Consider the following 17,604-nt stretch of genomic DNA (forward strand, 5'->3'; position numbering starts at 1 on the left):
CAGGAAGAGCGGGTAGCTCTCCTGAAGAAGAAATGACAAAAACTCACCCCTTGCCACATTGATACATGTGGCGTGGATGAGTTTTTTGCTGTTGGAACACGATATTAGAAGCTATTTTGAATAACCAATTGATCCAAGCCGAAACGGGAAGTCGAATAAGCTTGCACGCTTGCTTTCCCCAAAGTCAGCATGAGTGTTGGCAAATAGCGGGATGGGATATTCAGCTCTTTAATGAGCGCATCACGGTTGTAGCCACCCATTGGGCACGTGTCGTATCCTTTTGCTTTTGCCGCCAGCATGAGCTGCATCGCTGCATAGGACGAATTACGGATTGCTTCATCACGTGCGATTTCCGGGTTGTTATTGTACGCCCCTTCGATTTGCGCGATCATGGTCTCCCGTACTTGCTCTGTAACGTAACCTTTTGCCAATGCTTCGTCATAAACAGGGCGAGCAGACTTGTAAGCCTCCAAATCGCCGAGAATGATGATCGTAGCGTAAGCATCCACTACCTGCTGCTGATTGTATGCGATTGGGAGCAGTTTTTCTTTGATCGCAGGATCAGTTACGACGAGGAAACGCCAATGCTGCAAATTCCAGGACGATGGCGCACTTGCTGCAAGACGCAGAATTTCGTTCAGCTCGCCTTGTGGAATTTTTCCATTCGGATCGTATTTACGTACGCTGTGACGGGCTTCCATTACCTGTTCAGCGGTAATTTTCAGTTCTGTATTCATGATTGAATCTCCTCCATACTGTATAGTACGCTGTTAAAAAGATATTACTTACTTTATTATCGTTACAAACATTTTGCAATCACTTTTTACAATTCGCTTCATACCCTATTGTTTGGAGGCACTCTCGATGAAATACACGGATAACATTGTCATCGTCACTGGCGGTGGCCAAGGTATCGGACGAGCTGTCGCCACCATGTATGCTACCGAAGGAGCACATGTCGTCATCGCTGAGTACAATCGTGCTGCGGGAGAGGAAACGGCCTCGCTAATTAACTCGACAGAAGCAGTGAAGGGAACTGCACATTTCGAGCACATCGACGTCAGCGTGCCAGCTCAGATCGAACAATTGATGAGAACCGTCGATGAACGCTGGGGGCGACTCGATGTTTTGATCAACAACGCGGGCTTGTCCGTATGGGAATCTCCCTATGAACTGACCGTCGAAGCGTGGGACCATATCTTGAACACAAATTTGCGCAGTGTTTTTCTCGCATCGAGGGAAGCAGCCAAAATCATGCGTCGCCATAGTGGAGGCGCTATCCTTAATCTTTGTTCGACGCGGGCGCACATGTCCGAGCCGCACTCGGAGGCATACGCGGCTTCCAAAGGAGGCATTTTATCCTTAACACATGCGCTTGGTGTCTCACTCGGCCCCGATGGGATTCGTGTCAACGCGATCTCTCCCGGCTGGATTGAACACCGCGAATATGGCGCTCTTCGTCCCGGTGATCATGCCCAGCATCCAGCAGGTCGCGTAGGAACACCCGACGATATTGCCCGTGCCTGTCTATTTTTGACACAAAAGGACAACGATTTCATTACGGGTACTGAGCTGATTATAGATGGCGGAATGACCCGCAAGATGATATACGAACCATAAAAACAGGAGAGCCGCTCGCTTCCAAATGGAATGAGCGGCTTTTTTCGTACGTATTGTCTTACCAAGTCACAAAAGGCGGCGAGCCTGGTGCTTGGTGCTGAATTTGTTGCATAATCGGATAACCGTACGCGAGAATAATCAGGAAGGCGACCAATCCAATCCAAACTGGCCAGCGCTCCAAAATTTTTGGAACTTCTTGCGTTGTCTCTGTCTCGGCAATCGGATATTCTGTATTCCCTTTTGGTGCGTAGAAAGTTAGATACAGCAAGATCACGATCAAGAGAATCGCAGATACGAACAACAGTCCTCCGCCGAAGGCCATCACGCGCTGGTAATCCATCCAGCCCAGAGCTAACGGGTGATCCATATACGTTGTATAGTCCGTGCGGCGTGGCGCCCCTTGCAGGCCCATCGTGTGCATAGCGAGCGACATCAAGAACATTCCTACTGCCCAGAATACCGTTTGCACCATTCCCATCCGATTCGCAGTCTTGGTCAACCGCCGTCCGGTCAATGCTGGAATTAGCCAAAAGGTGACACCGAAGAAGGTGAGCGCAACAGCTGCCCCTACTGTGATGTGGAAGTGACCGGTAACCCAAATCGTATTGTGTACGACCGCGTTAATCTGGTTACTTGCATTAATAATTCCCCCAGCTCCGCCAGGAATGAAGAACAGCATCCCTACAAATGGAGCAAAGAAACGTACGTCTGTCCAAGGCAGTTTTTTGAACCAACCGAAAAGTCCAACTCCGCCTTTTTTACGTCCAGTTGTTTCAAAAATGGCAAACATCGAAAATGCTGTCATCAAAGACGGGATTACAACAATCAGCGTCAGTGTAACGTGGATCATTTTCCATGCTGGTGAGATCCCCGGCTCCATCAATTGGTGGTGGAACCCGACAGGAATCGAGAACAACAGCAGGCAGATAAAGGCGAGTCGACTGAGCGAATCACTGAAGATGTGACCGCCAATGATTCTTGGTAAACATACATACCACGCCATATAAGCAGGCAATAGCCAGAAATAAACGAGTGGATGACCGAAAAACCAGAACAGCGTACGGCTGAGCATAATATTAATCGTCGGAACCAACCCGAGTGACCACGGGATGAGTTGGAACAGAACCTCCACCGCTACAGGAATCGTCGCAGTAATCCACAGAATGTAAGTAGTGACTCCCATGTAGAGGAACAGCGGAGACGTTTTCCCTTTATTTTCGCGTTTCCATTTACGATAGCTGGCAAAAACCCCGAATCCCGCTAGCCAGCTGCCTACTACGAGCAAGGCAGAACCAATGTAAAAGTACGGAGATGCTTTCAGTGGTGCGTAGAACGTATAAAGGACAGAGGCTTCATTCAACAGAATGGTGACAACAGCCATCAACGTCCCAAGCGTCATGAGAATCCAGCCGGCCCATCCAAATTTCAGAGCGGCTCCGTGCAAGGAACCACCTGTCGTGCGCGCGACTCCTGAGAAAATAAATCCGACGATGAAGTACGTGGTAAAAATAAGTGCCATCAACACGCCATGGGCGGTCAAAATTTGATAGTAATTTGTCCAGCTCGGTAGTTCCATGATTCCACCGCGAACCATGCCCTGTACCATCCCAGCCACAGCTGCCAAACCGAATGCAATATAAGCTACCCACACATAGGCCAAACTAAGCCTTGCCGCAGAACGCTGAACCGGAACATGGGGGAGTGTATCGTCGATCTTCCGTGCGATTACCATAGAATTCACCTACCTTTATTTCACAATAATCGTGGTCGCCATTACCTGATGACCTGCACCACAGTATTCGTTACAAAGGATTAAATACTCACCTGGCTTGTCAAACGTGTGTGTCGCCGAGCTGATGTGTCCAGGCAGAACCATGAAGTTAATGTTGGTCTCCGGAATCTGGAATCCGTGAATAACGTCTGGACTCGTGACGTGGAAATTCACCGTCGCGCCAACTGGTATTTCCATCTTGGTCGGAGAGAAGCCGAAAGCAAATGCTGTCATGTAAGCGTCGTATTCGTTGTCTCCTACCTGTTTCAAGCCTGGTTTATCAAAAGGAGGCGTCTCCGTAACCTTCTCCGGGTCAATCATTTCCATATTACTTGGCGGAGCCATCCCCATGGCAAAAGCATTGACGCACAACAATACAATAAATAAGGCCAAACCGCCTGCGCCAAGCATCAACCAGATTTTTTCATATCGATGCAAATGCATAAGTACCCTCCTTTACTTCCTTATTACGCCCTATCCAGGAAAAGCCCAAATACACCCAACCAACCGACTAGAATGATACCTCCGACGATCAGAACCGCGACAAACGTTCCCTTCAAGTCTTCCTGGTCCGTTTGCAGCTTGCTGGATTTTGATTTCTTGCCTTTCTCCGCCTTGTTAACTTGCGTCTCCATCGCGCTCTTCTCCTTTCCTACGTGCCTCACGGGCGCGGTGTAGTTTTCACGCCTTCATTCTAACGCTGGAACCCCTTGGAAGTAATTCGGGGAAATCCCCTAAAATGTTCCGGGAAACCCCTGATTTCGACCTTTTTATGACCATTTTTGGTCACAGGTTCGACACAAAAAAAGACGACCCCGTATTGGGATCGTCCTTACTCAAAATCCAGCCAGCCCTTCTTAATCGCATACCGCACCAAATCAGGCCTCGTACGCAGGTGGAGCTTTTCCATAATATGCGCTTTATGCGATTCTACCGTCTTGACGGAAACAGTGAGCTGCTCGGCAATTTCCTTGTTGCTGAAGCCCTTTGCGATCAAGACCAGCACTTCTTTTTCCCGATCAGTCAGGATGTCGTACTTGGCCTGCTCTTCACCGTTCTTGACCATTTGCAGAAATTCCTCGATCAGAGATTTCGTCGCAGATGGATACAAATACGCCATGCCCTGATTGACCGAGCGGATCGCCGTGATCAAATCGAGGTCAGGGGCGCTTTTTAAAATATAGCCGGCAGCACCGGCTTGCAGTACCCGAAACAAGTATTCCTCGTCATCATGCATCGTAAGCACGAGCACCTGAATGTCTGGTGCCGTTTCCTTCAGTCTGGCCGTTGCCGTCAAGCCGTTTTCCCCAGGCGGCATGCTCAAATCCATCAGGACGACGTTGGGCCGGACCTCCCATGCTTTTTCACATGCCTCTTTTCCATCAGCCGCATATCCGACGACTTCCATGTCCTCCTGGGCGTTGATCAGCATCCCCAGCCCAGAGCGTACAATCGCATGATCATCGGCGATCAAGACACGAATGCTCATCCTCTACCTCCTTCGGCACCGGAATTCGGACGATCACCGTCGTTCCTTCCTCGGGTGCGGAGCGAATATCAACGGTACCACCAAGCAGCTGGGCACGCTCCTTCATGCCAAACACACCGAGACCTTTGCCGATTTTCAATGTTTTCTCTACTTCAAATCCTACGCCGTCATCCACAATCGTGACGACAATTTCCTTCTCCCTATTCTCGAACATGATTCCTAGATGGCTTGCCTTTGCGTATTTTGCCGTATTAGTCATGGCTTCCTGTACAATCCGGTACAGTGCTGTTTCCATCGCAGCGGAGTATCTGCGTTTTTCCCCCTGAACATGCAGCTCCACCTGGATATGAAACGTCTTTTCCACCCGTTTCATCAACGAACGTAAGGCAGGCAGTAAACCGAGATCATCCAGTGCAGATGGACGTAGCTCCAGTGCCATACGCTTCACTTCCTCCATCGCCTTGGAAGTCATATTCACCAATTCCGCGACATGCTGCATAACCGGCTCGCTCAATTCTCGTTGTCTGACTACGTTTAGCCCCACTAAAATACTATAAAGCGCCTGCCCTACGCCATCATGCAGCTCCCGGGCGATGCGCTTTCGCTCTTCTTCTTGTGCTTGGATCGCAAAATTCGTTAGCTTGTACTGGTAGCGCTCTTTTTCTACTCGCTGTTGCGCAGACATATCACGCAAAATCATGACCAGCTTCCCCTGCGATTCATCCTCTAGTCTCGCTGAGCTGGCAGCGACAGGGTAATCCACACCTGATTTCGTTCGGAGCCTCATTTCGAATGAAGGCATTTGCACGCGCTTAAAAAAGCAATCCGCGCAGCTCGTTTCTTCCATACACGTTGCCATTCCGAGACACAGCTCGCAAATATGTTTATCTCGAATCAGCTCTTCTTCTGTCCAGCCCGTCATCTGCTCCAACGCAGCATTGGCTTTTACGATTCGTCCCTCCTGATCAATCACCAGGATCGCATCGCTGACGTTGGCAAAGATGGACTGCATCAGGGAAAGCACTTCACTCGACGTACCCATGGCTCCTCCTTTTGAGACAATCATCCTAACGTTATTGTAAAGTTTCCATAAAAGAAAGTGTATCAGGGAATTCCCTGAACATAAGAAAACGGGACAGCAAATGCCATCCCGTGCTTTCTCTTACTCTACTACGATTTTTTCAGCAGTGCCGATTGGCGGCAGGCTCTTCGTCATCATTGGGCCGTAGAAGGCAACTACTTGCATATCCTCTTTCAGCTCAGCTGGCGAGAGTACTTTGTTGTCTCGCGCATTGATAATCACCGTTTTTTCGGTAATGTTCAGGTTGATTTTTTCTTGGGAGGTTCCGGTAATACCGCGACCCTCTACGAGCATTTTGTAGTTGCCATCTTTGTCAGCAGAGATGCTCGCTACTTTTCCCGCGGTTCCCAGGACGTCCTGAGTCTTCAGGCCGCCTTTTACCGTAATGCTAAGCGCACTTGTTTGTGGCGGCAGGCTCATTGCCATGAATTTTTCGGTCGTAGCATCTACAGCCATACCCAGCTTCAAATCTTCTGGCTTCAGTACTTTACCAGCTTCATCCGTAATTTTGGTGTCTGCTGTCAGGTGCAGGATGATGCCAGACTCATAGATGTTCAGTGTAACGGAGTAGCCTTTATCGGATTTGTTGATGTTCGTAATAGTACCCGTACGCATAGGAGCGATTTCGTCCTCCACTACAGTCACTGTATCATCGGTTACATTCACGTCTGCTTGCAGGATTTCATCTACGAATTTAACTGGCACATAGGTGCTGCCATTCAGTACGCGAGGCTCTGCTCCCAGCGTTTTGTACATTTTTGCGAAAGGATAGCGGTCCTCTCCTTCTTTTGCGTAGCTGGTAATCGCGCCTCTTTGCACTTCTGCTGCTTTTTCCTTGTCGTTCCAGCTTACTTTGAAACCAAGAGCTTCAGCAACAGGACGAAGTGGAACCAGTACGGTTTGTTGACCTTTATCGAAGATCGCATCTTGTGCGATTGCTTGACCGTTTATGTTAACAGAAAGTTCTTTTACTGGTTCGGAGGTTGCGGATACCACGCTAGTTCCCAAAGCGGCCAGTGCCGCGATTGTCATCATACCTGTACGGAATGTTTTCATATTGTTTATGCCTCCAATGTTCTTGCTAGTTTTTGTGTGTCTCTATTCATTGGACGGCACCCTTTCAGAAACGTTTCAACAAAATTTTCATAGATGTGTAAATCCTTCATGTATAAGCGAAAAACATCACGGCTGGCCTGGGATTTGGTTACCTGGGACTTGGTTCGTTTGCGGCATCGGTACATCGGGCTTGCCTGATGGGTTGTCGTAAAAATAAGTTGGTACCTTGCCGACGATCAGGGCTTCAGAGACTGGAATTTCCGTGGTGACTGTTTGCTGTTTGGTTGCAAAAGGAATAATGACCCGCAGATCGACTTCCACATAAATGTAGACCGTCACCAGCACCATGTTGATTCCCGCTTGCTTCAGCTTCGTTTCTAGCTTGGTTTTGACCGCACCAATCGGAACGAACGACACCGGAATTTCAGGCCCAAAGTGCTCAAGAAAGACGTTTTTGGTAGCCAAGCCCAGTGGTATGGTTGTCTGAACATGCTCCTGCTCGAATTCCTTCAAGCGATTTTGAATACGAGCTGTCGTTTCCCCCACAATCCGGGAATACTCTTTGAAATTAAAATTCACTGCTTTGATGCTACCACTCTCGTCCTTCTCCATGATGACAACTTCGTTGACGTCGACACCTTGCTGGGTCATGCGTTTGGTGACTGCATCGGTAATCGCGAGCTTGGCGACCTGCTCTGCCTTGGCCTGGGCAATCAGCATCAACGTCGGCTCCACCCTGCGTTCCACAACGATAAACAAAACAATCAATACCACAATGATCAGCAGGATCCCAGCAAAAATTCTCCTTCTGCGTCTTTTCCATCCTCCCCTTCTCACGCGCACGATGGCTCCCTCACCCCCTTTGGCCGCTCGGTTAGTCAGGACGAACCGTGCGCATAGCTGGGCTTTTTTCTTTGCTTGTGCGCTGTCTGCCCCCAGTAAGCACCCCACCGATTCCCGCGACAAAAGTAGGAACTCCCGCAGCGACCAAAATTAATGCCCAATCGCGCAGATTCAAATCCGTTGTTTTGAAGATCGGCTGGAGTGCCTCCATGTATACGACACCGATCACGAGCACGATCGACGAAAGTACGGCCCAAACGAGGTATTTGTTTTCAAATACATTGCGGTGAAAAACACTGTATTGACTCCGGCAATCGAAAACGTGAATTAGCTGCGCCATAACCAACGTGACAAAAGCAACAGTCTGGGCATGCACCAAGTCATTCGGATCTTCTTTGAGAGTCAGCCAGAACGCGAGCAGCGTCATGGCCCCGATGAGAAAGCCACGGCTAATAATTTTCCAGCCCAACCCTCGGCTGAATATGTTCTCTGCCTTGTTGCGCGGCTTCTGATACATCGTATCTTTTTCCGCCTGATCGATGCCCAGCGCCATGGCCGGTAAACCATCTGTCACGAGATTGACCCACAAGATTTGAATCGGCACCAAAGGCAAAGGAAGCCCGAGGAGCATTGCAAAAAACATGACGAGAATCTCGCCCACGTTGGACGCCAGCAAATAACGGATAAATTTTCGGATATTGTCATAGATGTTACGCCCTTCCTCGACGGCGGCGACAATCGTGGCGAAGTTATCGTCGCGCAGCACGAGATCGGCCGCTTCCTTCGTCACATCCGTACCAGTAATCCCCATCGCGATCCCAATGTCTGAGGTCTTGATCGCAGGAGCATCATTGACACCGTCCCCGGTCATGGCGACAACATGTCCTTGGCTTTGCAGGGCACGGACGATCCGAAGCTTGTGCTCTGGAGACACACGGGCATAAACAGTCACTCGCTCCGCATACTCTGCGAGTTGCTCATCTGACATGCCATCCAGCTCCCGCCCCTCCAATACTTCTCCGTAGCCACGCATCAAACCAATCTGACGGGCAATTGCTTCTGCTGTCACCTTGTGATCGCCTGTAATCATGACTGTCTTGATCCCTGCTTGATGGCAAAGATTGATCGCTGGACGCACCTCTTCACGCGGTGGATCGATCATCCCGGCCAATCCGACAAAGACAAGATTGTTTTCCATGGAGCCGATCGGCTGTCCCGGGCGATAGCCTTGCAGCGTCTTATAAGCGAAGCCCAGTACGCGCAACGCTTTGCCCGCCATCTGTTCCGTTTGCTCCAATACCTGATGACGAAGCGTTGCGGAGAGTGGAATGAGGTCACCCTTCCACAAAATATGTGTCGATCTCGCCAGCAATGCCTCTGCCGCGCCTTTTGTCAGCAGGGAATACACACCGTCCGTCCCCTTTTCGACGACGGACATCATTTTGCGGTCAGAATCAAAGGGGAGCTCCTCCACACGCTGCCCCTGATTTTTGGGGGTGCTACGCTCTGTATTGCCGCCCAATGCCTTCGCGGCAAGCACCTTGAGAGCACCTTCAGTCGGGTCGCCTATGACTTGCCAAAAGCGTGATGCCTTGCCCATCCCAAGCAGATTGCGCGTGCTTTGCTCCTCGCATGTCAAACGGGCATTGTTGCATCGGTCTGCGATTCGGATGATTTGTGTGAGAGCCCCGTCACGGGCGGGAGATACCATTTTCCCCAGGTAGTGAAAGGCTCCCTCTGGTGCGTAGCCGCTACCGCTCACCTCATACGTGGAGTCGCTGTGCCACACTTCGGTAACAGTCATTTTATTTTGAGTCAGGGTCCCTGTTTTATCTGAGCAAATAACAGAAGCGCAGCCCAATGTCTCAACTGACGGTAGCTTGCGAACGATCGCATTGCGGCGGATCATCCGCTGGACGCCAAGCGCTAGCGCGACAGTCACAATCGCTGGCAAGCCTTCCGGAATAGCCGCAACTGCGAGACTCACCCCGGCGAGGAACATCGTAAACAGCTCATGACCATGCCAGACACCAGCAGCAATGACTACAATCGTCAACAGTAGTGCGACGACCACGAGAATTTTGCCCATTTGCTCCAAGCGCAGCTGCAAAGGAGTTTCTGCTTCTTCCGCTGTATTCATCAAGTGCGCGATTTTCCCAATTTCTGTGCTCATCCCTGTCGCTACGACGATACCGCTCCCTGTTCCTCCGGTCACCATCGTGCCCATGAACGCGAGATTTTTTTGGTCGCCAAGCGGTACAGTGGAGGCCTGGGCTGTCTCCAGTCTTTTCACGTTTTTTCCGACGGGAACAGACTCTCCTGTCAATGCAGATTCCTCTACCTCTAGCCGATTGGCCGAAAGCAAACGCAAATCTGCGGGAACACGATCCCCAGCTTCCAATTGCACCAGGTCACCAGGTACCAGCCGCGAAGCCGGTATCATGGAAATGTTCCCACCCCGGATGACACGCGCCATCGGGGATGCCAGCTCCTTTAGCGCTTGCAGGGATCGCTCAGCCTTGGCCTCCTGAATAAAGCCGAGGATGCCGTTAATGAGGATGATCGCGATGATCGCAATCGCATCCAGGTACTCTCCGAGGAAGTACGAGATCAGTGTTGCGATGAACAGGATGAGTACCATAAAATCCTTGAACTGATCAACAAAGACCGAGTAGAGAGGCTTTCGCTTTTGTTCAGCCAACTGGTTGGCACCTTGTTTAGCCAGTCGCCGCTCCGCCTCCTGCTGAGTCAACCCTTGCGCAGCATCACTATGAAGGGCTTCGGTCACGTCGGCCGCCGCCAGCGTGTACCATTTTCGAATTGGCTGTGTATCCACCTACATCTCCTCCATCCACATCTCACTCATTTTCATGTGTATGCAGACGAGCTAGAAAATAAAACAACCCGTCCATTTATCTGGACGGGGTCCGTGTTAGTTTGTCGGTTATTTCAAACTTTTGGCTACACCAATGCAAATCAACAAAATCGGCGGCAGCCAGGTGAGCCGCGTCAGCCAGCTGGCTCTTCCTGCACGGCTGCCGAGAGCAATTCCTACCACAAGAAGCAAGGCACTCATCACCGCGATACAGAGAGCGACGAGCAGTGGCGAGTATCCCAAGAACGTAAGGCTGATACCTGCGCCGAAAGCATCTAAAGACAGAGCAAGCCCCAACATGACGGCCTCCCAGCCCATAATATGCCCAGAACGGTCAGTATCGGCTTTGGAAGGATCTTTTAAAATCTGGATCATCACACCAAAAATGCGGAACTGCGACAATAATACGATGGATTCCTGCTCTTCCTGTTTTTCTTCGGCTAGAACGGCGTTGTTGCTGGCAGCAGTAGTAGACTCCTGAACCTCTGTCCCCGACCTTGTCGCAATCAGCCGCCACAGAGTAAACAAACCCATGAGGATCAAGACCGCGGCTCCAATATACTGGCCAATCTCGGGTGTTAACCATTCGGTGAGGGATGAGCCTACGAGCATGACACCATATACAACAGCAAACGAACAACCGGAAACGACAACGAGCGACAAAAAGGGCATTCTCATGTTCCGTAAACCATACGTCAATCCTACACTGACACTGTCCATGCTGATGGCCAGGGAAACGAGCAGGAGTGCGAGCCATCCGCTCATATGTGGTCACCTCTTTCCCATTGCCTATTAGGTATACGCGAAAAGCTCCGCTGATGTGCCAATAAATCATTGCCTTACCAGTTGGAAACTGATACCATTAAATTAAACAATGTTTAAAACTTAGTTTAACAAAACATTTTGCTTCCATTCAAAAGGAGGTTGTTCATGTCACGGGTAGATAAAAACAGCGAAACGAAAGCGAAAATTTTGCAATCCACACTGGATTTGATCAAGATAGAGGGCTTCGAGAGCGTGACCGTACGGAAAATCGCAGCGGATTCCGGTACCAACGTAGCTTTGGTTAACTACTATTTCGGTTCCAAGGATAAGCTCATCAATGAAACCCTCAGTAAATTTCTAAGCAGCTTTACAGCTACATTTGATCTCTTGGATAACACATCTCTACTTCCCCAAGAACGGCTCAAGCAGTTTTTAATCAGCTACGTGCAGATCATTCAGCAATATCCCGAGCTGGTTTCGCGAATCTTCTCACTTGGTGGCGCTGTATTTACTTCGCAATATGAGTACGGTCAATTCCTCAAAAGCATCGGGTTTGTGAAGATTGCGGGAGTTTTGAAGGAAATTACCCACGAAGAAGACCATGAGGTTCTCATGATGATGATCATGCAGTTGTTTGGAGCGATATTTCTGCCTGCCTTGCTCAAATCGATATTGTCTACAGGCGCTGGCATCGAGGTCGCTTCCGTAGAACAACAGATTGATTTGTTATTCGCACGCTATTTTCATGAAAAATAGGAAATAGGGGGAGAGACAGATGGGTTTTTTGCGAAAATACTGGTCTGATTTCGGTCTGCTAGTGGCAGTTGGCGTTGGTCTGTATTTGATGATTCAATGGGGTACCATTCCTGTTATCGAGCGGCTGTTGTGGCTAAGCTTCATCGCCATCCTTGTTCATCAGTATGAAGAGTATCGTTGGCCCGGATATTTTGCCGGACTGTTTAATGGTTTGATTTTCAAAAGCAGCCATCCAGAGCGATACCCGTTGAATCCACAATCTGCGATGATCATCAACCTCGTCATTGCCTATGTCTTTTATCTGGTTCCCCTGTTGTTCCCAACTGTCGCCTGGCTCGGCTTGGCACCGATTCTCATGGGCTTCTTCCAGTTTATCTGGCATGGAATTTTTGCGAATCTAAAAGCGAAAACGCTCTACAATCCGGGCTTGTTCGCCGTTATCGTCTTCCACATCCCGATTGGGGTATGGTATATCCGGCACATCATCTACACTGGCATGGTGACCACATCAGACTGGATCATTGGGACGAGCTACTTCATCGTTGCGGTGTACATTCTCATTGTGAAGGGAAATATGTGGCTGAAGGACGAAAATTCCCGTTATACCTTTACTCGTCAACAGTTGGGGCCTTACGTACACAAATCATAAAAACCAGCTCCTGAAATGCAAAAGAAGAGGCCACTGTCGGCCTCTTCCTTTTTTTTGAACTATTTAATTTCAATCGGTACTTCCCACTTCACGTCGTGTTCCACCATATAGGTAGCGTAGGATACCGTGAGCTTTTTCGGTTGTTGCTTCAAGCGCGGAATCGTGATCTCACCTTTGATCTGTACCCGTCCGTCCTTGTCTCTGGTGCTTTCCGTACTCACTGCCGCAGGGTAAGTCTTCCCATTTTCATCCTTTACAGACCAATCGCGGTTCTCGACTATGCCTTTTCCTAATGTACCCTCTATGGTCATTACGGCCTCACCTAGATCTTCGCCGTTACCTGGCTCCCATGCAAAAGAAGAGAATGTAAAGGTACTACCTGTCTCATCCTTGAAAGTCGCACCTTTCTTGTCTAGTTCTGTTGGAACCAGATCAAATTTAGGCGAAGCCAGCTTTTTCTCATAAATTTTCTTTAGCTCAAGCTTTAATTTTTGTTCTCCCTGTATCGGGCCAAATGTATGCCACCAATTCAAGACATCGCCTTCTGGTCTTTCTTCCGCTTCTTCTTCTGTTCTTGGTGTGAAAAGAACATTCTCCTTTTTATCCAGCTCATCATCCAATGATTTCATATCCCAAGCGGCTACTATTTCTCCTTTTTCATTGGTGATTTCGTACATCATATTCTCTCCCGAAAAAGCAGGATCACGCTCTTTTTCTGTGATAATGGCGCCTTGCGGATTTTTCCGATCGTACAGGATCGACGTTCGTTCAACCTCCAAATAAGCTGATTTTGGGAAAGTGGTATCCAGCATGACCCGTGTCGCACTCGGGGAAAATTCGATATTTTTCAGCTCAATCCCGAGCCCTTGCGGCGATTGAAAAGCCGTATTCTGGAAGGCAACCGTTTTCGTCGCTTCCTTGGCTTTCTTCATATCGATCGGAACTTCCAATGACCATTTTCCTGTCTTATCTGCGATTTCTGTCTGTTCTAAATGCAAGGTCAGTTGGTCAGGAGTCGCCTCAGTTGATTCGAAGATTTCGTTCAAAAATCGCTCTGTGATGAAAAACTCTCCATGACTTCCCGAATTATCTCCTCCATCATCCTCGAACCAATCTTTTCCGTTCTGATCAATCAGCTTCGCATTCAAAACATGATCTTCAATCTTCTTGCCGCTCTCGTCGTACACATCATAGATGACTGCGATCCTCATCGAGTCAGCCAACAGCTCTTTTAACTCGACAGTAATCCCTTGATCGGTTACTTTTTGCTCCAGCTTTTGGACAAGACCTTTATTGACAGCATTTTTCATACCGCTATCCGCATTTTTTTCAATCTGGAACAAGCTATTCACATAATTCGCAAACGTAGGTGATACAACCGTTCCAGTCACCACCAACGCCGTAAGTCCTGCTACTACCAATCCTGTCTTCTTCACAATATCCCAACCCCTTTGTCTTCTAGTTAGGGAGGAGTGCTTTCGCGTAGAACGTGGAGGAACTGCATCAGACAGCTTATCCATGACCTCATCTGTAAACGAATCGGGTACAAGAGCATCTGGAATGTCGGAAAAATCCACTTCTTGCATGCCTTCTACCCACTCTTGCAGGTGCTTCTGGCATTGTGGGCAATTTTCCACATGTTGCTCTAATCCTTTGCTCTCGGCAGGGGCCAGCTCATCGTTTACGTATAGCTTCAATTGATTAAACATGAAGCATTTCATAAATAGCTCCCCCTCCCATCGTTTTCTCTAGGCTGTCCTTCATCTTTTTGCGGGCACGGAATAATCGCATCTGAACGGAGCTCTCCGAGAGAGACAGTCGCTCGCTGATTTCCCGATACGACAGTCGCTGTAGGTAAAACAGGACGAATACCTCCCGATACTCCTCATCCAGTAGCATGATGCTGCGTTCCAGCTCGGCGTCCCGTTCTTTTTTCAACAAAGTTGTCTCTGGCGTGTCTGGGTCAATCAGCTGCTCCTCATCGATTTCTACCTGCTCTGTCCGTTTACGTTTTCGCATTTCATCGAAACAATGATTGCTCGCAATTCGATACAGCCATGAAGAAAACCTGTACTCAGGCCGATAGTCGTGTAAACGATAAAAGGTTTTGATAAACACGTCTTGAGCCAAATCCTGTGCGTCTGGCATGTTGCCGATCATCCTGTACAAATAGCCAACGATCTTGCCCTTGTATCTGTCAACAATTTGTCTGTACTGCTCATGATCGCCAGCCAGGATTTGCTCGATTAGTTCCTGATCGTCCGGCATTTTGCTACTCCTCCATCTATCACAGATCAAGCCAGCGGGGAATGCTGCGCAGCTTCCGTTTTTGGTTGATTCATAAGCTATTACGGATTTGCTGGAAAAACCTTTCTCTACTTTTAAAAAATTCTATAATCACTTATCGAAATAAAAAAGAAGAGGCCTCTGTCAGCCTCTTCCCCTGTCTGTCTTTCATCTATTTGATTTCAAACGGCACTTCCCAATTCACGTGGTGCTCCACCGTATATTCGGGATAGCAAATAGTAAGTTTTTTCGGTACTTGCTCCAATTTCGGAATGACCAGCTCTCCTTTGACCAGTACGCGTCCATCTTTATCTCTAGTGCTTTCTGGTCTCAATGTCGCATAGTAAATCTTCCCGTTTTCATCCTTTACATACCAATATTTGATGGAGACCACATCTTTTCCTAGTGTACCCTCTACAGTTATCACAGCCTTGCCTTTTTCCTCACCGCTAGCAGGTGTCCACGAAAAAGAGGAGAATGTAAACGAACTGCCTGTCTCATCCTTGAAAGTCGCTGCCTTCTTGTTTAAGTCTTCTGGAATGAGGTCGAATTTGGGAGAAGCCAGTTTGTTCTCATAAACTTTTTGGAGCTGAAACTTTAACTTTTGTTCACCCTGTAGCGGGCCAAATGTATGCCACCACTTCATGATATCGCCTTCTTGTTTACTGGACAGTCCAGAGACGTAAAGAACATTCTTCTTTATCGCGATTCCTTTATCTAATACAAACATATCCCGAGCTGCCACGACCTCACCTTTCTCGTTGGTAATTTCGTACGCGATATCATCTCCTGATAAAGTAGGTTCGACTTTTTTGTTTGTGATGTGGACTCCACCCGGATGATCCTTATCATACATGAGCACCGCCCGTTCAAACTCTACATAAGCTGATTTTGGAACCGTTGAATCCAGCATAACCCGTGTCGCACTTGGGGAGAATTCGATTTGTTTCAGTTTAAGCTCAAGCCCTTGTGGTGATTGATACACGGCGTCTTTGAACGCAACCGTCTTGGTCGCTTCTTTCGCTTTCTTCATATCGACCGGAATTTCCAAGTCCCACTTCCCTGTCTTGCCTTCGATGTCTGTTGGTATGATTTTCAAGGTCAGTTGTTCAGGAGTAGCCTCCGCCGATTCGAAAATATCGTTCAAGCTCACCTCAGTGATGAAAAACTGTCCATGATTACTCCCAGACTCCTCGCTTCCATCCTCCGCCAACCAATCTTTTCCGTTCGAATCAATTAACTGAAGCTTCATAGAGTGATCTTCTATTTGCTTACCATTCTGGTCGTACATATCAAAGATAATAGCAATCCTCATCGAGTCAGCCATCAACTCTTTTGCTTCGAAAGTAATCCCTTGATCGGTTACCTTCTGCTCCAGCTTTTGGACAAGGCCTTTATTCACGGCATTTTTCATCCCGCTATCTGCATCCTTTTCAATCTGGAACAAGCTATTCACATAATTCGCAAACGTAGGTGATACAACCGTTCCTGTCACCACCAACGCGGTAAGTCCTGCTACTACCAATCCTGTCTTCTTCACAATATCCCAGCCCCTTTGTCTTCTGGTTCGGGAGGAGTGCTTCCGTGCAGTGCGTGCGGGAACCGCTTCGAACAGTTTACGCATGACCTCGTCCGTAAACGTATCGGGTACAGGAACTTCCGGATAAGTGGAAAATTCCTCTTTCAGCATGTGATCTACCCACTCTTGCAGCTTGATTTGACATTGTGGGCATTCTACTGCATGCTGCTCCAGTCCTTTGCTTGCGGCAGGGGGGAGCTCGCCATTGGCATAGAGCTTCCATTGATTAAACATGAAGCATTTCATGAACATCTCCCCCTCCCATTGTTTTCGTCAGGCTTTTTTTCATCTCTTTACGAGCACGGAACAAACGCATTTGAACCGCGCTCTCCGTAAGAGACAGTTGCTCGCTGATTTCCCGATACGACAGACGCTTTAAGTAGTGCAGGACGAACACCTCGCGATACTCCTCATCCAGCTGCATGATACTTCGTTCCAGTTGGGCGTCCCGTTCCTTTTTTAACAGGGCGGTTTCTGGTGTCTCTGGATCAACGATCTGTTCCTCCACGATTGCCGTCCGCTCCGTTCTTTTGCGTCTTCGTATTTCATCGAGGCAATGATTGCTCGCGATTCGATACAGCCATGAAGAAAACTTGTGCTCAGGCCGATAGTCTTTCAATAGGTAAAAGGTTTTGGTAAACACGTCTTGAGCCAATTCCTGTGCGTCCGGCATGTTGCCAATCATTTTGTACAAGTAGGTCACGATCTTGCCCTTGTACCTGTCGATAATCTGACTGTACAGCTGATGATTGCCAGCCAGGATTTGCTCGATCAATTCCCGATCGTCCGGCATTTCTACTACTCCTCCATCTATAACCGATCAGCCAGTAGGGA

The 17,604-nt window shown here is 48.6% G+C and carries 17 protein-coding genes; 3 read left to right on the top strand and 14 right to left on the bottom strand.

What is annotated here, in order from left to right:
* Positions 1-104: 104 nt before the first annotated feature.
* Positions 105-737 (bottom strand): nitroreductase family protein, encoded by a 633-nt coding sequence (locus HPY31_RS24555; RefSeq protein ID WP_016738817.1) that lies wholly within the window; start codon positions 735-737, stop codon positions 105-107.
* Positions 738-864: 127 nt separating this feature from the next.
* On the opposite strand from HPY31_RS24555, the gene HPY31_RS24560 reads away from it, so the two are divergent.
* Entirely contained in the window at positions 865-1,620 is a 756-nt protein-coding gene (locus HPY31_RS24560) for an SDR family NAD(P)-dependent oxidoreductase (protein WP_172142825.1), read from the top strand.
* 58 nt (positions 1,621-1,678) lie between these two features.
* Here HPY31_RS24560 and HPY31_RS24565 read toward each other — a convergent pair whose 3' ends face one another.
* The 9 genes from HPY31_RS24565 to ytaF form a co-directional block, all read right to left on the bottom strand.
* Positions 1,679-3,352, bottom strand: a complete 1,674-nt coding sequence (locus tag HPY31_RS24565; RefSeq protein WP_172142868.1) for a b(o/a)3-type cytochrome-c oxidase subunit 1 — start codon at positions 3,350-3,352, stop codon at positions 1,679-1,681.
* A gap of 15 nt (positions 3,353-3,367) precedes the next feature.
* Positions 3,368-3,835, bottom strand: a complete 468-nt coding sequence (locus tag HPY31_RS24570; RefSeq protein WP_012684151.1) for a cytochrome c oxidase subunit II — start codon at positions 3,833-3,835, stop codon at positions 3,368-3,370.
* Positions 3,836-3,858: 23 nt separating this feature from the next.
* Positions 3,859-4,026, bottom strand: coding sequence for a hypothetical protein (locus HPY31_RS24575; RefSeq protein ID WP_012684150.1), 168 nt, complete (start codon positions 4,024-4,026; stop codon positions 3,859-3,861).
* A gap of 197 nt (positions 4,027-4,223) precedes the next feature.
* Complete coding sequence (locus HPY31_RS24580; protein ID WP_012684149.1) at positions 4,224-4,880, bottom strand: response regulator transcription factor; 657 nt, start codon at positions 4,878-4,880, stop codon at positions 4,224-4,226.
* Positions 4,852-5,922 carry a PAS domain-containing sensor histidine kinase gene (locus HPY31_RS24585; RefSeq protein ID WP_253901929.1) on the bottom strand — a complete coding sequence of 357 codons (1,071 nt, stop codon included), beginning with the start codon at positions 5,920-5,922 and terminating at the stop codon, positions 4,852-4,854. Before HPY31_RS24585 ends, HPY31_RS24580 begins: the two co-directional genes overlap by 29 nt.
* A 120-nt stretch (positions 5,923-6,042) precedes the next feature.
* Positions 6,043-7,017, bottom strand: coding sequence for a copper amine oxidase N-terminal domain-containing protein (locus HPY31_RS24590; protein ID WP_172142827.1), 975 nt, complete (start codon positions 7,015-7,017; stop codon positions 6,043-6,045).
* 126 nt (positions 7,018-7,143) lie between these two features.
* Entirely contained in the window at positions 7,144-7,860 is a 717-nt protein-coding gene (gene yunB / locus HPY31_RS24595) for a sporulation protein YunB (RefSeq protein ID WP_172142828.1), read from the bottom strand.
* A gap of 31 nt (positions 7,861-7,891) precedes the next feature.
* Positions 7,892-10,696, bottom strand: a complete 2,805-nt coding sequence (locus HPY31_RS24600; RefSeq protein WP_172142829.1) for a calcium-translocating P-type ATPase, SERCA-type — start codon at positions 10,694-10,696, stop codon at positions 7,892-7,894.
* Between the two features lie 108 nt (positions 10,697-10,804).
* On the bottom strand, positions 10,805-11,500 hold the full coding sequence (gene ytaF / locus HPY31_RS24605) for a sporulation membrane protein YtaF (protein WP_172142830.1): 696 nt from the start codon (positions 11,498-11,500) through the stop codon (positions 10,805-10,807).
* A 165-nt stretch (positions 11,501-11,665) separates the two neighbouring features.
* On the opposite strand from ytaF, the gene HPY31_RS24610 reads away from it, so the two are divergent.
* Positions 11,666-12,256, top strand: coding sequence for a TetR/AcrR family transcriptional regulator (locus tag HPY31_RS24610; protein ID WP_172142831.1), 591 nt, complete (start codon positions 11,666-11,668; stop codon positions 12,254-12,256).
* Between the two features lie 19 nt (positions 12,257-12,275).
* A complete protein-coding gene (locus HPY31_RS24615; RefSeq protein WP_172142832.1) occupies positions 12,276-12,905 on the top strand; it encodes an HXXEE domain-containing protein in 630 nt (209 codons plus the stop codon).
* A gap of 59 nt (positions 12,906-12,964) precedes the next feature.
* Here the strand turns inward: HPY31_RS24615 and HPY31_RS24620 are convergent, their stop codons facing one another.
* The 4 genes from HPY31_RS24620 to HPY31_RS24635 all read right to left on the bottom strand — a co-directional run bounded on the left by HPY31_RS24620 (position 12,965) and on the right by HPY31_RS24635 (position 17,563).
* Positions 12,965-14,614 (bottom strand): DUF4179 domain-containing protein, encoded by a 1,650-nt coding sequence (locus tag HPY31_RS24620; RefSeq protein WP_253901930.1) that lies wholly within the window; start codon positions 14,612-14,614, stop codon positions 12,965-12,967.
* Entirely contained in the window at positions 14,607-15,173 is a 567-nt protein-coding gene (locus HPY31_RS24625) for an RNA polymerase sigma factor (RefSeq protein ID WP_007728877.1), read from the bottom strand. Before HPY31_RS24625 ends, HPY31_RS24620 begins: the two co-directional genes overlap by 8 nt.
* Before the next feature lie 190 nt (positions 15,174-15,363).
* Complete coding sequence (locus HPY31_RS24630) at positions 15,364-17,004, bottom strand: DUF4179 domain-containing protein (protein WP_253901931.1); 1,641 nt, start codon at positions 17,002-17,004, stop codon at positions 15,364-15,366.
* The gene (locus HPY31_RS24635; RefSeq protein ID WP_172142835.1) at positions 16,997-17,563 is read right to left on the bottom strand and encodes an RNA polymerase sigma factor; all 567 of its coding nucleotides are present in this window, start codon (positions 17,561-17,563) and stop codon (positions 16,997-16,999) included. The genes HPY31_RS24630 and HPY31_RS24635 overlap by 8 nt, the downstream gene beginning before the upstream one ends.
* Positions 17,564-17,604 lie beyond the last annotated feature (41 nt).

Origin of the sequence: Brevibacillus sp. HB1.3 (assembly GCF_013186635.1) — a bacterium.
Taxonomy (GTDB): domain Bacteria; phylum Bacillota; class Bacilli; order Brevibacillales; family Brevibacillaceae; genus Brevibacillus; species Brevibacillus brevis_D.